This window comes from Streptomyces sp. TLI_105 (genome assembly GCF_900105415.1).
Lineage (GTDB): Bacteria > Actinomycetota > Actinomycetes > Streptomycetales > Streptomycetaceae > Streptomyces.
The window spans coordinates 6,755,339-6,771,154 of record NZ_FNSM01000001.1; the positions used below are offsets into that span (position 1 = coordinate 6,755,339).

At 70.9% G+C, this 15,816-nt stretch carries 15 protein-coding genes; 14 read left to right on the forward strand and 1 reads right to left on the reverse strand.

Annotated elements, in window-relative coordinates; genetic code table 11:
• Nucleotides 1-2 precede the first annotated feature (2 nt).
• Nucleotides 3-440, forward strand: a complete 438-nt coding sequence (nusB, locus tag BLW86_RS30950; protein ID WP_093877087.1) for a transcription antitermination factor NusB — start codon at nt 3-5, stop codon at nt 438-440.
• A 184-nt stretch (nt 441-624) separates the two neighbouring features.
• On the opposite strand, the gene bldD is transcribed toward nusB, so the two are convergent.
• On the reverse strand, nt 625-1,125 hold the full coding sequence (bldD, locus tag BLW86_RS30955) for a transcriptional regulator BldD (protein ID WP_031130492.1): 501 nt from the start codon (nt 1,123-1,125) through the stop codon (nt 625-627).
• A gap of 245 nt (nt 1,126-1,370) precedes the next feature.
• On the opposite strand from bldD, the gene pyrR reads away from it, so the two are divergent.
• The 13 genes from pyrR (at nt 1,371) to metK (ending at nt 15,810) form a co-directional block, all read left to right on the forward strand.
• Nucleotides 1,371-1,937: a bifunctional pyr operon transcriptional regulator/uracil phosphoribosyltransferase PyrR gene (gene pyrR / locus BLW86_RS30960; RefSeq protein ID WP_093877088.1), complete on the forward strand. Its 567-nt coding sequence runs from the start codon at nt 1,371-1,373 to the stop codon at nt 1,935-1,937.
• An 83-nt stretch (nt 1,938-2,020) separates the two neighbouring features.
• Complete coding sequence (locus BLW86_RS30965) at nt 2,021-3,001, forward strand: aspartate carbamoyltransferase catalytic subunit (protein ID WP_093877089.1); 981 nt, start codon at nt 2,021-2,023, stop codon at nt 2,999-3,001.
• Nucleotides 3,002-3,003: 2 nt separating this feature from the next.
• The gene (locus BLW86_RS30970; protein WP_093877090.1) at nt 3,004-4,317 is read left to right on the forward strand and encodes a dihydroorotase; all 1,314 of its coding nucleotides are present in this window, start codon (nt 3,004-3,006) and stop codon (nt 4,315-4,317) included.
• Nucleotides 4,314-4,949 (forward strand): PH-like domain-containing protein, encoded by a 636-nt coding sequence (locus tag BLW86_RS30975; RefSeq protein WP_093877091.1) that lies wholly within the window; start codon nt 4,314-4,316, stop codon nt 4,947-4,949. The genes BLW86_RS30970 and BLW86_RS30975 overlap by 4 nt, the downstream gene beginning before the upstream one ends.
• Nucleotides 4,946-6,115, forward strand: a complete 1,170-nt coding sequence (gene carA, locus BLW86_RS30980) for a glutamine-hydrolyzing carbamoyl-phosphate synthase small subunit (RefSeq protein WP_093877092.1) — start codon at nt 4,946-4,948, stop codon at nt 6,113-6,115. The genes BLW86_RS30975 and carA overlap by 4 nt, the downstream gene beginning before the upstream one ends.
• Entirely contained in the window at nt 6,108-9,416 is a 3,309-nt protein-coding gene (gene carB, locus BLW86_RS30985; RefSeq protein WP_093877093.1) for a carbamoyl-phosphate synthase large subunit, read from the forward strand. The genes carA and carB overlap by 8 nt, the downstream gene beginning before the upstream one ends.
• Before the next feature lie 71 nt (nt 9,417-9,487).
• A complete protein-coding gene (locus BLW86_RS30990; protein ID WP_093877094.1) occupies nt 9,488-10,597 on the forward strand; it encodes a quinone-dependent dihydroorotate dehydrogenase in 1,110 nt (369 codons plus the stop codon).
• Nucleotides 10,594-11,430: an orotidine-5'-phosphate decarboxylase gene (gene pyrF, locus BLW86_RS30995; RefSeq protein ID WP_093877095.1), complete on the forward strand. Its 837-nt coding sequence runs from the start codon at nt 10,594-10,596 to the stop codon at nt 11,428-11,430. Before BLW86_RS30990 ends, pyrF begins: the two co-directional genes overlap by 4 nt.
• Nucleotides 11,431-11,727: 297 nt before the next feature.
• Complete coding sequence (locus BLW86_RS31000) at nt 11,728-12,051, forward strand: integration host factor (protein ID WP_093877096.1); 324 nt, start codon at nt 11,728-11,730, stop codon at nt 12,049-12,051.
• A 73-nt stretch (nt 12,052-12,124) separates the two neighbouring features.
• On the forward strand, nt 12,125-12,688 hold the full coding sequence (gene gmk, locus BLW86_RS31005) for a guanylate kinase (RefSeq protein ID WP_093877097.1): 564 nt from the start codon (nt 12,125-12,127) through the stop codon (nt 12,686-12,688).
• A gap of 28 nt (nt 12,689-12,716) precedes the next feature.
• Entirely contained in the window at nt 12,717-12,989 is a 273-nt protein-coding gene (gene rpoZ, locus BLW86_RS31010) for a DNA-directed RNA polymerase subunit omega (protein WP_005319902.1), read from the forward strand.
• Between the two features lie 111 nt (nt 12,990-13,100).
• Nucleotides 13,101-14,312, forward strand: coding sequence for a bifunctional phosphopantothenoylcysteine decarboxylase/phosphopantothenate--cysteine ligase CoaBC (coaBC, locus tag BLW86_RS31015; protein ID WP_177181795.1), 1,212 nt, complete (start codon nt 13,101-13,103; stop codon nt 14,310-14,312).
• 289 nt (nt 14,313-14,601) lie between these two features.
• Nucleotides 14,602-15,810, forward strand: a complete 1,209-nt coding sequence (gene metK, locus BLW86_RS31020; RefSeq protein WP_093877099.1) for a methionine adenosyltransferase — start codon at nt 14,602-14,604, stop codon at nt 15,808-15,810.
• The last annotated feature ends 6 nt before the right edge of the window (nt 15,811-15,816 follow it).

Sequence of the window (15,816 nt, forward strand, 5' to 3'; positions counted from 1 at the left end):
CCGTGGCCGCTCGGAGCAAGGCCCGCAAGCGCGCCTTCCAGATCCTCTTCGAGGCCGATCAGCGAGGTGCCTCCGTCCAGGAGGTCCTCGCCGACCAGATCCGGCACGCGCGGTCGGACGACCGTCAGCCGCCGGTCAACGACTTCACCATGCAGTTGGTCGAGGGATACGCGGCCCACGTGGCGCGGATCGACGAGCTCATCGCGACCTACGCGGTGGACTGGGACCTCGACCGGATGCCCGTCGCCGACCGGAACATCGTGCGCCTCGGTGCGTACGAGCTGATCTGGGAGGACGAGACGCCCGACGCGGTCGCGATCGACGAGGCGGTGCAGCTCGCCAAGGAGTTCTCCACCGACGAGTCCCCGACCTTCGTCAACGGTCTGCTGGGGCGCTTCAAGGACCTGAAGCCGCGCCTGCGCCGGGATGCGGACGTCTAGTCCCGTACGACACGCGAAGGGGCCCGCAGCACTCGGTGCTGCGGGCCCCTTCGCGTGCCCTCCGCGGCCCTTCGCGTACGGCCGGCTCCTCCGGGAAGGATCTCGGGGAAAAGCGCCGGGCCCGTGGACGTCGGATGACGTCCACGGGCCCGGCGGTACGTTTCTGCTGTGCCTTCGTAAGGGGTCAGCTCTCCTCGTGGGCGACCGCGCGGCGCGCGTCCGCGTCCAGGACGCCCCAGCTGATCAGCTGATCGGTGAGGACCGAGGGGGACTGGTCGTAGATGACGGCGAGCGTGCGCAGGTCGTCCTGACGGATCGACAGCACCTTGCCGTTGTAGTCGCCGCGCTGCGACTGGATCGTCGCCGCGTAGCGCTGGAGGGGGCCCGCCTTCTCCTGCGGGACGTGGGCCAGGCGCTCCAGATCGAGGACCAGCTTCGGCGGCGGCTCGGCGGCGCCGCCCGGGGTCGTACCCGGCAGGAGCTCCTGCACCGGCACCCCGTAGAAGTCCGCCAGCTCGGCAAGACGCTGCACGGTCACCGCACGGTCCCCGCGCTCGTACGAGCCGACCACGACCGCCTTCCAGCGGCCCTGGGACTTCTCCTCCACCCCGTGGAGGGAGAGACCCTGCTGGGTGCGGATGGCGCGGAGTTTGGCCCCGAGCTGCTTTGCGTATTCGCTGGACATAACGCTCCCGGACGCTGTGACGACATGCGGCTGCGCCGCGCGGCTGGTAACTCACTGTGAGGTTACGCAGCGTTACACCCACCCGTCAAGCCGAATGGTCCGTACCGCCCCCTCCCGGGGGACGGCGCCCGGAGGGGCGACAGGGGTGCGCGGGAAACGGGGCTCCACCCCTGGTAGAGTGAACGGCGCAAATCCGACGTCCTTTAAGAGCCGTCCCGTGAGGCGGAGAAGGAGGTCCGTTCTCCATGGACACCCAGCAGCAGTACGGCGACGACGCGCGGCCCGTTCTCGAGGCCCCGGACATCGCGCGGGTCCTGACCCGCATCGCCCACGAGATCGTCGAGCGCGCCAAGGGCGCCGACGACGTGGTCCTCCTCGGCATCCCCACCCGCGGCGTCTTCCTCGCCCGCCGGCTCGCCGAGAAGCTCGAATCGATCACCGGCACCAAGATCCCGGTCGGCTCCCTCGACATCACCATGTACCGGGACGACCTGCGGATGAAGCCCGCCCGCGCCATCGGCCGCACCGAGATCCCCGGTGACGGCATCGACGGCCGCCTCGTCGTCCTCGTCGACGACGTCCTCTTCTCCGGCCGCACCATCCGCGCCGCCCTCGACGCCCTCGGCGACATCGGCCGTCCGCGCGCTGTCCAGCTCGCGGTCCTCGTCGACCGCGGCCACCGCGAACTCCCGATCCGCGCCGACTACGTCGGAAAGAACCTCCCCACGTCGCTGCGGGAGACGGTCAAGGTCCAGCTCGCCGAGGAAGACGGTCGCGACACCGTCCTGCTCGGCAGCAAGCCCGTCTCCTAACCGGACCGGCGCCCCCGACGGGTCCGGGGCACAGCCCTGCGCACCCGCATGCCCTCACCCTCCCACCACGGAGCGAAACCCCGATGATGCGTCACCTCATCTCGGCCGCCGACCTCACCCGCGACGACGCCGTCCAGATCCTCGACACCGCCGAGGAGATGGCCCGGGTGGCCGACCGGCCCATCAAGAAGCTGCCGACCCTGCGCGGCCGGACCGTCTGCAACCTCTTCTTCGAGGACTCCACCCGCACCCGGATCTCCTTCGAGGCCGCCGAGAAGCGCCTCTCCGCCGACGTGATCAACTTCGCGGCCAAGGGCTCCAGCGTCTCCAAGGGCGAGTCCCTCAAGGACACCGCGCAGACCCTGGAGGCCATGGGCGTCGACGCGGTCGTCATCCGGCACAGCGCCTCCGGCGCCCCGTACCGGCTCGCCACCTCCGGCTGGATCGACGCCCCCGTCATCAACGCCGGCGACGGCACCCACCAGCACCCCACCCAGGCCCTCCTCGACGCCTTCACCATGCGCCGCCGCCTCGTCGGCCGCGACGCCGGCCTCGGCCAGGACCTCGCCGGCAAGCGGATCACCCTCGTGGGCGACGTCCTGCACAGCCGGGTCGCCCGCTCCAACGTCGACCTGCTCCACACCCTCGGCGCCGAGGTCACCCTGGTGGCCCCGCCCACCCTGGTCCCCGTCGGCGTCGAGACCTGGCCCTGCGACATCTCGTACGACCTCGACAGCGTGCTGCCGAAGTCCGACGCGGTGATGATGCTGCGTGTGCAGCGCGAGCGGATGAACGCCGCCTTCTTCCCGACCGAGCGCGAGTACTCGCGCCGCTACGGGCTCGACGGCGAGCGGATGGCGAAGATGCCCGAGCACGCCATCGTCATGCACCCCGGCCCCATGGTCCGCGGCATGGAGATCACCGCCGAGGTCGCCGACTCCGACCGCTGCACGGTCGTCGAGCAGGTCGCCAACGGCGTCTCCGTCCGGATGGCCGTCCTCTACCTGCTTCTGGGCGGCAACGAGTCCGCCGTCAGCAACCCCCGTACCGAGGAGAGCAAGTAACCATGAGCAAGATCCTTATCCGCGGTGCGAAGGTCCTCGGCGGCGACGTCCAGGACGTCCTCATCAACGGCGAGACCATCGCCGCCACCGCCCGGCAGGGCGAAATCGACTGGAGTGGGACCGGCCTCTCCGCCGAGGGCGCGACCGTGATCGAGGCCGACGGCCAGATCCTGCTGCCCGGCCTGGTCGACCTCCACACGCACCTGCGCGAGCCCGGCCGCGAGGACTCCGAGACCGTCCTCACCGGCACCCGCGCCGCCGCCTCCGGCGGCTACACCGCCGTCTTCGCCATGGCCAACACCCACCCGGTCGCCGACACCGCCGGCGTCGTCGAGCAGGTCTACCGCCTCGGCAAGGAGTCCGGCTACTGCGACGTCCAGCCCATCGGCGCCGTCACCGTCGGCCTGGAGGGCAAGAAGCTCGCCGAGCTCGGCGCCATGCACGACTCCGCCGCCGGCGTCACCGTCTTCTCCGACGACGGCAAGTGCGTCGACGACGCCGTGATCATGCGCCGCGCCTTGGAGTACGTGAAGGCCTTCGGCGGCGTCGTCGCCCAGCACGCCCAGGAGCCCCGCCTCACGGAGGGCGCCCAGATGAACGAGGGCGTCGTCTCCGCCGAGCTCGGCCTCGGCGGCTGGCCCGCCGTCGCCGAGGAGTCGATCATCGCCCGCGACGTCCTCCTCGCCGAGCACGTCGGCTCCCGCGTCCACATCTGCCACCTCTCCACCGCCGGCTCCGTCGAGATCGTCCGCTGGGCCAAGTCCCGCGGCATCGACGTCACCGCCGAGGTCACCCCGCACCACCTCCTCCTCACGGACGAGCTGGTCCGCTCGTACAACCCGGTCTACAAGGTCAACCCGCCGCTGCGCACCGAGAAGGACGTCCTCGCCCTGCGCGAGGCGCTGGCCGACGGCACGATCGACATCGTCGCCACCGACCACGCCCCGCACCCGCACGAGGACAAGGACTGCGAGTGGGCCGCGGCCGCCATGGGCATGGTCGGCCTGGAGACCGCCCTCTCCGTCGTCCAGCAGACGATGGTCGAGACCGGCCTCCTCGACTGGGCCGGCGTCGCCGACCGGATGTCCTTCGCGCCCGCCCGCATCGGACGGGCCCAGGGCCACGGACGCCCCGTCTCGGCAGGTGAGCCCGCGAACCTGACGCTGGTCGATCCGGCTTACCGTGGTGTCGTGGACCCCGCGGACTTCGCCTCCCGCAGCCGCAACACCCCCTACGAGGGCCGTGAGCTGCCGGGACGCGTCACCCACACCTTCCTGCGGGGCCGGGCAACGGTCGTGGACGGGAAGCTGGCGTGACACCACTCATCGCAATCGCCGCAGAGGCTGCCGAGCAGAAGTCGGCGGAGGTGACCGACTGGGCCGGGCGGCTCGGCTGGGTCGCCGGACTGCTCCTCTTCGTCACCTTCGTGTACTGGCTCATGCGCCAGGGATGGAAGTGGCGCGGCAGCCTCCAGTCCGACCTCCCCGCACTCCCCGCCCGCCCGTCTCCCACCACCACCCTCAACGGAGGCGGCAAGCCGCCGCAGCCCGGAATGCCGGAGCCGGCCGGTGAGGCGACACTGACTCTCAGCGGGCGCTACCACGGGTCCACGACCGCCGGGCAGTGGCTCGACCGGATCGTCGCCCACGGCCTCGGCACCCGCAGCCGCGTCGAGCTCACGCTCACCGACGCCGGGATCGAGGTCGTACGCCCCGGGGCGAACGACTTCTTCGTACCGGCCACCGCCCTGCGCGGCGCCCGCCTCGACAAGGGCATCGCCGGCAAGGTCCTCGCCGAGGGCGGGCTCCTGATCGTCACCTGGGAGCACGGCGGCAAGCTGCTCGACTCCGGCTTCCGCTCCGACCGGGCGGCCGAGCACACCGCCTGGGTCGAGGCCCTCAACTCCATGAACGCCGTATCCACCACGACGGAAGGCATCGCACGATGACGACCTCCACCAGGGGAGCCGCCAAGACTCCCGCCGTACTCGTCCTGGAGGACGGCCGCATCTTCCGCGGCCGCGCCTACGGGGCCGTGGGGGAGACCTTCGGCGAGGCCGTGTTCTCCACCGGCATGACCGGCTACCAGGAGACCCTCACCGACCCGTCGTACCACCGCCAGGTCGTGGTCATGACCGCCCCCCACGTCGGCAACACCGGCGTCAACGACGAGGACCCCGAGTCCGGCCGCATCTGGGTCTCCGGCTACGTCGTCCGCGACCCCGCCCGCGTCTCGTCCAACTGGCGCTCCCGGCGCTCGCTGGACGAGGAGCTGCGCAACCAGGGCGTCGTCGGCATCCAGGGCATCGACACCCGCGCCCTCACCCGCCACCTGCGCGAGAGCGGCGCCATGCGCGTCGGCATCTTCTCCGGCAGCGCGCTCCCCGACGAGGGCACCATGCTCGCCGAGGTCCGCCAGCAGCCCGAGATGAAGGGCGCGAACCTCTCCGCCGAGGTCGCCACCCAGGAGACGTACGTCGTCCCCGCGATCGGCCCCGACGGCGAAGCCGTCCCGATCGGCGCCGCGAAGTTCACCGTCGCCGCCGTCGACCTCGGCATCAAGGGCATGACCCCGCACCGGATGGCCGAGCGCGGCATCGAGGTCCACGTCCTGCCCGCCACCGCCACCGCCGAGGACATCTACGCGGTCCAGCCCGACGGCGTGTTCTTCTCCAACGGCCCCGGCGACCCGGCCACCGCCGACGGACCCGTCTCCGTCATGCAGGCCGTCCTGGAGCGCAAGACGCCCCTGTTCGGCATCTGCTTCGGCAACCAGATCCTCGGCCGCGCCCTCGGCTTCGGCACCTACAAGCTGAAGTACGGCCACCGCGGCATCAACCAGCCGGTCCAGGACCGCACCACCGGCAAGGTCGAGGTCACCGCGCACAACCACGGCTTCGCCGTCGACGCGCCCCTCGACAAGGTCTCCGAGACCCCCTTCGGGCGGGTCGAGGTCTCCCACGTCTGCCTGAACGACAACGTCGTGGAAGGCCTCCAGCTGCTCGACCAGCCGGCCTTCTCCGTCCAGTACCACCCCGAGGCGGCCGCGGGCCCGCACGACGCCGCGTACCTCTTCGACCGCTTCGTATCCCTGATGGAGGCCGAGCGTGCCTAAGCGCACCGATATCCAGTCCGTCCTGGTCATCGGCTCCGGCCCGATCGTCATCGGCCAGGCCGCAGAGTTCGACTACTCCGGCACCCAGGCCTGCCGCATCCTCAAGGCCGAGGGCCTGCGGGTGATCCTGGTCAACTCCAACCCGGCCACGATCATGACCGACCCGGAGATCGCCGACGCCACCTACGTCGAGCCGATCACCCCCGAGTTCGTCGAGAAGATCATCGCCAAGGAGCGCCCGGACGCCCTCCTGCCCACCCTCGGCGGCCAGACCGCGCTCAACACCGCGATCTCCATGCACGAGCAGGGCGTCCTCGAGAAGTACGGCGTCGAGCTCATCGGCGCCAACGTCGAGGCCATCAACAAGGGCGAGGACCGCGACCTCTTCAAGGGCGTCGTCGAGGCCGTCAAGGCCAAGATCGGATACGGCGAGTCCGCCCGCTCCGTCATCTGCCACACCATGGACGACGTCCTCAAGGGCGTCGAGACGCTCGGCGGCTACCCCGTCGTCGTCCGCCCCTCCTTCACCATGGGCGGCGCCGGCTCCGGCTTCGCCCACGACGAGGAGGAGCTGCGCCGCATCGCCGGCCAGGGCCTGACGCTCTCCCCGACCACCGAGGTGCTCCTGGAGGAGTCCATCCTCGGCTGGAAGGAGTACGAGCTGGAGCTCATGCGCGACAAGAACGACAACGTCGTGGTCGTCTGCTCCATCGAGAACTTCGACCCGATGGGCGTCCACACCGGCGACTCGATCACCGTCGCCCCGGCGATGACGCTCACCGACCGCGAGTACCAGCGCCTGCGCGACATCGGCATCGCGATCATCCGCGAGGTCGGCGTCGACACCGGCGGCTGCAACATCCAGTTCGCGGTCAACCCGGACGACGGCCGGATCATCGTGATCGAGATGAACCCGCGCGTCTCCCGCTCCTCGGCGCTCGCCTCCAAGGCGACCGGCTTCCCCATCGCCAAGATCGCGGCCCGTCTCGCCGTCGGCTACACGCTGGACGAGATCCCGAACGACATCACGGAGAAGACCCCGGCGTCCTTCGAGCCCACGCTCGACTATGTCGTCGTCAAGGCCCCGCGCTTCGCCTTCGAGAAGTTCCCGCAGGCCGACTCCACCCTCACCACCACCATGAAGTCGGTCGGCGAGGCCATGGCCATCGGCCGCAACTTCACCGAGGCCCTCCAGAAGGCCCTGCGCTCCCTGGAGAAGAAGGGCTCGCAGTTCACCTTCACCGGCGAGCCCGGCGACAAGGCCGAACTGCTCCGCGAGTCGGTCCGTCCGACCGACGGCCGCATCAACACGGTCATGCAGGCCATCCGCGCGGGCGCCACCCCGCAGGAGGTCTTCGACGCCACCAAGATCGACCCGTGGTTCGTCGACCAGCTCTTCCTGATCAAGGAGATCGCCGACGACCTGGCCGCCGCCGAGAAGCTCGAGCCCGAGCTGCTCGCCGAGGCCAAGCGCCACGGCTTCTCCGACGTCCAGATCGCCGAGATCCGCGGCCTGCGCGAGGACGTCGTCCGCGAGGTCCGGCACGCCCTCGGCGTCCGCCCGGTCTACAAGACGGTCGACACCTGCGCCGCCGAGTTCGCCGCCAAGACCCCGTACTTCTACTCGTCCTACGACGAGGAGTCCGAGGTCGCCCCGCGCGAGAAGCCCGCGGTGATCATCCTGGGCTCCGGCCCGAACCGCATCGGCCAGGGCATCGAGTTCGACTACTCCTGCGTCCACGCCTCCTTCGCCCTGAGCGACGCCGGCTACGAGACCGTGATGGTCAACTGCAACCCGGAGACCGTCTCGACGGACTACGACACCTCCGACCGCCTGTACTTCGAGCCGCTGACGCTGGAAGACGTGCTGGAGATCGTCCACGCCGAGACCCTCGCCGGCCCCGTCGCCGGTGTCGTCGTCCAGCTCGGCGGCCAGACCCCGCTGGGCCTGTCGCAGGCGCTCAAGGACAACGGCGTGCCGGTCGTCGGCACCTCCCCGGAGGCCATCCACGCCGCCGAGGACCGCGGCGCCTTCGGCCGCGTCCTCGCCGAGGCCGGGCTCCCCGCGCCGAAGCACGGCACCGCGACCACCTTCGCCGGCGCCAAGGCCATCGCCGACGAGATCGGCTACCCCGTCCTCGTACGCCCCTCGTACGTGCTCGGCGGCCGCGGCATGGAGATCGTGTACGACGAGGCCCGCCTGGAGTCGTACATCGCCGAGTCCACCGAGATCAGCCCCACCCGGCCGGTCCTGGTCGACCGCTTCCTCGACGACGCCATCGAGATCGACGTCGACGCGCTCTACGACGGCGAGGAGCTCTACCTCGGCGGCGTCATGGAGCACATCGAGGAGGCCGGCATCCACTCCGGCGACTCGGCCTGCGCCCTGCCCCCGATCACCCTCGGCGGCTTCGACATCAAGCGCCTGCGCGCCTCCACCGAGGCCATCGCCAAGGGCGTCGGCGTCCGCGGCCTGATCAACATCCAGTTCGCCATGGCCGGCGACATCCTGTACGTGCTCGAGGCGAACCCGCGCGCCTCCCGGACCGTCCCCTTCACCTCGAAGGCGACCGCCGTGCCGCTCGCGAAGGCCGCCGCCCGCATCTCGCTCGGCGCCACCATCGCCGAGCTGCGCGCCGAGGGCCTGCTGCCGAAGAACGGCGACGGCGGCACCCTGCCGCTCGACGCGCCGATCTCCGTCAAGGAGGCCGTGATGCCGTGGTCGCGCTTCCGCGACGTGCACGGCCGCGGCGTCGACACCGTCCTCGGCCCGGAGATGCGCTCCACCGGCGAGGTCATGGGCATCGACGCGGTCTTCGGCACGGCCTACGCCAAGTCGCAGGCCGGCGCCTACGGCCCGCTGCCCACCAAGGGCCGCGCGTTCATCTCGGTCGCCAACCGCGACAAGCGCTCGATGATCTTCCCGGCCCGCGAGCTCGTCGCCCACGGCTTCGAGCTGCTCGCCACCTCCGGCACCGCCGAGGTCCTCAAGCGGAACGGCATCAACGCCACGGTCGTCCGCAAGCTCAGCGAGGGCGAGGGCCCGAACGGCGAGAAGACCATCGTCCAGCTCATCCACGACGGCCAGGTCGACCTGATCGTCAACACTCCGTACGGCACCGGCGGCCGCCTCGACGGCTACGAGATCCGCACGGCCGCGGTGGCGCGCAGCGTCCCCTGCCTCACCACGGTCCAGGCGCTCGCCGCGGCCGTCCAGGGCATCGAGGCGCTGGGCCACGGCGACGTCGGCGTCCGCTCGCTCCAGGAACACGCGGAGCACCTGATCGCGGCCCGCGACTAGCAAGCCCGTACGAGGAGGGGGACACCGGCAGGACCGCGGTGTCCCCCTCGTCATGACCTGGAGCCACCAGCATGTACAAGCTCTTCTTCAACCTGTTCTTCAAGCGGATGGACCCCGAGAAGGCCCACTACCTGGCCTTCCGCTGGATCCGGCTCGCCGCCGGCACCCCGGTCCTGCGCACCTTCGTGGCCGCCGTCCTCGCGCCCCGGTACAAGGAGCTGCGCACCGAGGCCCTGGGCCTCCGCATGCACGGCCCCTTCGGGCTCGCCGCCGGCTTCGACAAGAACGCCGTCGCCATCGACGGCATGTCGATGCTCGGCTTCGACCACGTCGAGATCGGCACCGTCACCGGCGAGGCCCAGCCCGGCAACCCCAAGAAGCGCCTCTTCCGGCTCGTCCCGGACCGCGCCCTGATCAACCGCATGGGCTTCAACAACGAGGGCTCCGCCGCCGTCGCCGCCCGCCTGGGCGCCCGCAACCCCGTCTTCAGGACGGTCGTCGGCGTCAACATCGGCAAGACCAAGGTCGTCCCCGAGGCCGAGGCCGCCGCCGACTACGTGAAGTCCACCGAGCGCCTCGCCGCCCACGCCGACTACCTCGTCGTCAACGTCTCCTCCCCGAACACCCCCGGGCTGCGCAACCTCCAGGCCACCGAGTCCCTGCGCCCGCTGCTCATCGCCGTCCGCGAGGCCGCCGACCGCACGGTCACCGACCGCCGGGTCCCCCTCCTGGTCAAGATCGCCCCCGACCTGGCCGACGAGGACGTCGACGCGGTCGCCGACCTCGCCCTGGAGCTCGGCCTCGACGGCATCATCGCCACCAACACCACCATCGCGCGCGAGGGCCTCGGCCTGAAGTCCGACCCCGCGCTGGTCAAGGAGACCGGCGGCCTGTCCGGCGCGCCCGTCAAGGAGCGCTCCCTGGCCGTCCTGCGCCGCCTCCACGCGCGCGTGGGCGACCGCCTGGTCCTGGTGGGAGTCGGCGGCATCGAGAACGCCGAGGACGCCTGGCAGCGCATCCTCGCCGGCGCCACCCTCGTCCAGGGCTACAGCGCCTTCATCTACGAGGGCCCGTTCTACGCCCGCGCGATCCGCAAGGGCCTCGCGGCGCGCCTCGCGGCCTCCCCGTACGCCACCCTCGCCGAGGCCGTCGGCGCCGACAACCGAAAGGCCACGCGATGACTCTCTCCTTCGGCACCCGCCTGCGCTCCGCCATGGACGAGCGCGGCCCCCTCTGCGTCGGCATCGACCCGCACGCCGCCCTGCTGGACTCCTGGGGCCTGACCGACGACATCGCCGGCCTGGAGCGCTTCACCTTCACCGTCGTCGAGGCCCTCGCCGAGACCGTGGCCGTCTTCAAGCCGCAGTCCGCCTTCTTCGAGCGCTTCGGCTCGCGCGGCATCGCCGTCCTGGAGCGCGCCACCGCCGATCTGCGCGCGGCCGGCGGCCTGGTCGTCATGGACGCCAAGCGCGGCGACATCGGCTCCACCATGGCCGCGTACGCGGAGACCTTCCTGCGCAAGGACTCCCCGCTCTTCTCCGACGCGCTGACGGTCTCCCCGTACCTCGGCTACGGCGCCCTGAAGCCCGCCGTCGACCTGGCCCGGGAGTCCGGCGCCGGCCTCTTCGTGCTGGCCCTCACCTCCAACCCGGAGGGCGCCGAGGTCCAGCGGGCGGTCCGTGAGGACGGCCGCACCATCGGCGCGACCATGCTCGCCCACCTCGCCGAGGAGAACGCGGGGGAGACCCCGATGGGCTCCTTCGGCGCGGTCGTCGGCGCCACCCTCGGCGACCTGTCCTCCTTCGACCTGGACATCAACGGGCCGCTCCTCGCCCCCGGCATCGGCGCCCAGGGCGCGACCCCCGCCGACCTCCCGGCCGTCTTCGGCGCGGCGGTCGGCAACGTCGTCCCGAACGTCAGCCGCGGGGTCCTGCGCCACGGCCCGGACGTGGCCGCCCTGCGGGACTCGGCGCACCGCTACGCGGACGAGATCCGCGCGGCCGTCGCCGGCTGACGCGTCTCCCGGACAATCCGCAGGTCGGAGCGGACGGGGCGCCCGACGGTGAGCCGTCTCACTCCTTGACGAAAACTTGGCTCAAAACCGGGTCAATATGCCGGAAAAGTCCTGGTCGGTCGATGCTGACCAGGACTTTTCCGCTGTTCTCGCTGACTGGAGCGGTCTCGGCCGCTAGTCTCCGGGGCAGAGCAGGCGTTCAACGACCACTCCGTTGATCGTTGCTCCACTGGTGTGGGGCGTCCAGGTTCCTCACCGGTCCGTATCCGACAGATCGACATCCGAGGTGACGTAGGCGTGGCTCTTCCGCCCCTTACCCCTGAACAGCGCGCAGCCGCGCTCGAAAAGGCCGCCGCGGCTCGCCGGGAGCGGGCCGAGGTCAAGAATCGACTCAAGCACTCCGGCGCCTCCCTCCAGGAGGTCATCAAGAGCGGCCAGGAGAACGACGTCATCGGCAAGATGAAGGTCTCCGCGCTGCTCGAGTCGCTGCCCGGCGTCGGCAAGGTCCGCGCCAAGCAGATCATGGAGCGCCTCGGCATCTCCGAGAGCCGTCGCGTCCGTGGTCTCGGCTCCAACCAGATCGCCTCCCTGGAGCGCGAGTTCGGCAGCACCGGCGCCTGATCCGGCGGCCGGCCCGGCCTCCGATCCGGGACATGCGTCCCGGGCATGCCGGTGAAGCTGGAATAATCGCTGCATGGCAGCAGAGGTACGTCCGCGGCTGACCGTGCTCTCCGGCCCCTCAGGGGTCGGCAAGAGCACGGTCGTCGCTCATATGCGCAAGGTCCACCCCGAGGTCTGGCTCTCGGTGTCGGCGACGACTCGGAAGCCCCGCCCCGGCGAGAAGCACGGCGTCCACTACTTCTTCGTCGCGGACGACGAGTTCGACAAGCTGATCGCCAACGGTGAGCTCCTCGAGTGGGCCGAGTTCGCGGGCAACCGCTACGGCACCCCCCGCGGCGCCGTCCTCGAGCGTCTTGACGCCGGCGAGCCCGTGCTCCTGGAGATCGACCTCCAGGGCGCTCGCCAGGTGAAGGACTCCATGCCGGAGTCCCAGCTGGTCTTCCTGGCCCCGCCGAGCTGGGAGGAGCTGGTCCGCCGGCTCACCGGCCGCGGCACCGAGTCGGCCGAGGTCATCGAGCGCCGACTGGAGGCCGCGAAGGTCGAGCTGGCCGCCGAGTCGGAGTTCGACACCACCCTCGTCAACACCTCCGTCGAGGACGTCGCGCGCGAGCTGCTAACGTTGATGCACGTTGTCTGATCTTTTTTCCATCTTCGGAAGGTAGAGCGTGTCCTCTTCCATCACCGCGCCCGAGGGCATCATCAACCCGCCGATCGACGAGCTGCTCGAGGCCACGGACTCGAAGTACAGCCTCGTGATCTACGCGGCCAAGCGCGCGCGTCAGATCAACGCGTACTACTCCCAGCTCGGCGAGGGCCTGCTGGAGTACGTGGGTCCGCTCGTCGACACCCACGTCCACGAGAAGCCGCTCTCGATCGCCCTGCGCGAGATCAACGCGGGTCTGCTGACGTCCGAGGCCATCGAGGGCCCCGCGCAGTAAGCACACAGCGCTTGTAACGCTTGTCACCACAGGCCCGGCGGAACATCCGCCGGGCCTGTGGTGTCTCATGGAGTCGTACGCATCCGAGTGCGGGGAGCAACAGTGAGCGTGGTGGCCAAGCCGAAGGTCGTCCTGGGCGTGAGCGGCGGCATCGCCGCCTACAAGGCGTGCGAGCTGCTGCGCCGGCTGACCGAGTCGGGCCACGACGTGCGCGTCGTGCCCACCGACTCCGCCCTCCACTTCGTCGGCGCCGCCACCTGGTCCGCGCTCTCCGGCAACCCGGTCTCCACCGAGGTGTGGGAGTCCGTCCACGAGGTCCCGCACGTGCGGATCGGCCAGGCCGCCGACCTCGTCGTCGTCGCCCCCGCCACCGCCGACATGCTCGCCAAGGCCGCCCACGGGCTCGCGGACGACCTGCTCACCAACACGCTGCTCACCGCGCGCTGTCCGGTCGTCTTCGCCCCCGCCATGCACACCGAGATGTGGGAGCACCCGGCGACCCAGGAGAACGTGGCCACCCTGCGCCGCCGCGGCGCCGTCGTCATCGAGCCGGCCGTCGGCCGCCTCACCGGCGTCGACACCGGCAAGGGCCGGCTCCCCGAGCCGGGGGAGATCTTCGAGGTCTGCCGACGGATCCTCGCCCGCGGAGTGACCACCCCCGACCTCGCCGGACGTCACGTCGTGGTCAGCGCGGGCGGCACCCGCGAGCCCCTCGACCCCGTCCGCTACCTCGGCAACCGCTCCTCGGGGAAGCAGGGCTACGCCCTCGCGAAGGCCGCCGCCGCCCGCGGCGCCCGGGTCACCCTCGTCGAGGCGAACACCGGCATCGCCGACCCCGCCGGAGTCGACGTGGTCCACGTCGGCACCGCCGTCCAGCTCCGCGAGGCCGTCCTCAAGGCGGCCGCCGACGCCGACGCGGTCGTGATGGCCGCCGCCGTCGCCGACTTCCGCCCGGCCGTCTACGCGCCGGGGAAGATCAAGAAGACGGACGACGGGGGCGCGCCCACGATCGAACTCGTCCGCAACCCCGACATCCTCGCCGAGCTGTCCGCCGACCGCGCCCTGCCCGGCCAGGTGGTCGTCGGTTTCGCCGCCGAGACCGACGACGTCCTCGCCAACGGGCGCGCCAAGCTCGCCCGGAAGGGCTGCGACCTCCTCGTCGTCAACGAGGTCGGGGAGCGGAAGACCTTCGGCTCCGAGGAGAACGAGGCCGTCGTCCTCGCGTCGGACGGCGCCGAGACCCCCGTACCGTACGGGCCGAAGGAAGCGCTCGCCGAGACGGTCTGGGACCTGGTCCTGCCGCGGCTGCGCCCCGCGACCTGACGCATCCTCGCCGCCTCCCCGGCGCCGCGCCACGCCGCTGAGGGGGGGCGCGAACCGGCCCCCGAGGAGGCGCGAAACACCGCCTGACGAGTGATTTGCGCCCCACCCGGGTGGGCAGGTCTGCCTTGCCGGAGGCCGGTTCCGCCCGTCCACCGGCATTCGCCAGGCGAGACACCTGGTCCATTGCACGACCACGACCGATAGACTGTTCGTGGAACGTCGCGGGGCGCAGCCCCCTGCCGGTCCGCGTCACGAGTAGCCAGCAGCCGCTGCAACCCCAGGGAGCGTTGTGTCCCGTCGTCTGTTCACCTCGGAGTCCGTCACCGAGGGCCACCCCGACAAGATCGCTGACCAGATCAGCGACACCATTCTCGACGCGCTGCTGCGCGAGGACCCCACCTCGCGCGTCGCCGTCGAGACGCTGATCACCACCGGCCTGGTGCACGTCGCCGGTGAGGTGACCACCAAGGCGTGGGCGGACATCCCGACCCTCGTCCGGAACAAGATCCTCGAGATCGGTTACGACTCCTCGAAGAAGGGCTTCGACGGCGCCTCCTGCGGCGTGTCGGTGTCCATCGGATCCCAGTCCCCGGACATCGCCCAGGGCGTGGACACCGCGTACGAGAAGCGGGTCGAGGGCGACGAGGACGAGCTCGACAAGCAGGGCGCCGGCGACCAGGGCCTGATGTTCGGCTACGCGTCGGACGAGACCCCCGAGCTGATGCCGCTGCCGATCCACATCGCGCACCGGCTCTCCCGCCGCCTCACCGAGGTCCGCAAGAACGGGACCATCCCGTACCTGCGTCCCGACGGCAAGACCCAGGTCACCATCGAGTACGACGGCGACAAGGCCGTCCGCCTCGACACGGTCGTCGTCTCCTCGCAGCACGCCTCGGACATCGACCTCGAGTCGCTGCTCGCGCCCGACATCCGCGAGTTCGTCGTCGAGCACGTCTTGGGGCAGCTCGTCGAGGACGGCATCAAGCTCGACACCGAGGGCTACCGCCTGCTCGTGAACCCGACCGGCCGCTTCGAGATCGGCGGCCCGATGGGCGACGCCGGCCTCACCGGCCGCAAGATCATCATCGACACCTACGGCGGCATGGCCCGGCACGGTGGCGGCGCCTTCTCCGGCAAGGACCCGTCCAAGGTCGACCGCTCGGCCGCCTACGCCATGCGCTGGGTCGCCAAGAACGTCGTCGCCGCGGGCCTCGCCTCGCGCTGCGAGGTCCAGGTGGCCTACGCGATCGGCAAGGCCGAGCCCGTCGGCCTCTTCGTCGAGACCTTCGGCACCCACACCGTCGAGACCGAGAAGATCGAGCACGCCATCGGCGAGGTCTTCGACCTCCGCCCGGCCGCGATCATCCGCGACCTCGACCTGCTCCGCCCGATCTACTCCCAGACCGCCGCCTACGGCCACTTCGGCCGTGAGCTGCCGGACTTCACCTGGGAGCGCACGGACCGCGTGGACGCCCTGAAGCAGGCCGCCGGCCTCTAGGCCCGG

Excerpts from the sequence above, each read along its gene's own strand:
- bldD (WP_031130492.1), bottom strand. The coding sequence starts at position 1,125 with ATGTCCAGCGAATACGCAAAGCAGCTCGGGGCCAAACTCCGCGCCATC.
- pyrR (WP_093877088.1), top strand. The coding sequence starts at position 1,371 with ATGGACACCCAGCAGCAGTACGGCGACGACGCGCGGCCCGTTCTCGAG.
- BLW86_RS30965 (WP_093877089.1), top strand. The coding sequence starts at position 2,021 with ATGATGCGTCACCTCATCTCGGCCGCCGACCTCACCCGCGACGACGCC.
- BLW86_RS30970 (WP_093877090.1), top strand. The coding sequence starts at position 3,004 with ATGAGCAAGATCCTTATCCGCGGTGCGAAGGTCCTCGGCGGCGACGTC.
- carA (WP_093877092.1), top strand. The coding sequence starts at position 4,946 with ATGACGACCTCCACCAGGGGAGCCGCCAAGACTCCCGCCGTACTCGTC.
- BLW86_RS30990 (WP_093877094.1), top strand. The coding sequence starts at position 9,488 with ATGTACAAGCTCTTCTTCAACCTGTTCTTCAAGCGGATGGACCCCGAG.
- pyrF (WP_093877095.1), top strand. The coding sequence starts at position 10,594 with ATGACTCTCTCCTTCGGCACCCGCCTGCGCTCCGCCATGGACGAGCGC.
- gmk (WP_093877097.1), top strand. The coding sequence starts at position 12,125 with ATGGCAGCAGAGGTACGTCCGCGGCTGACCGTGCTCTCCGGCCCCTCA.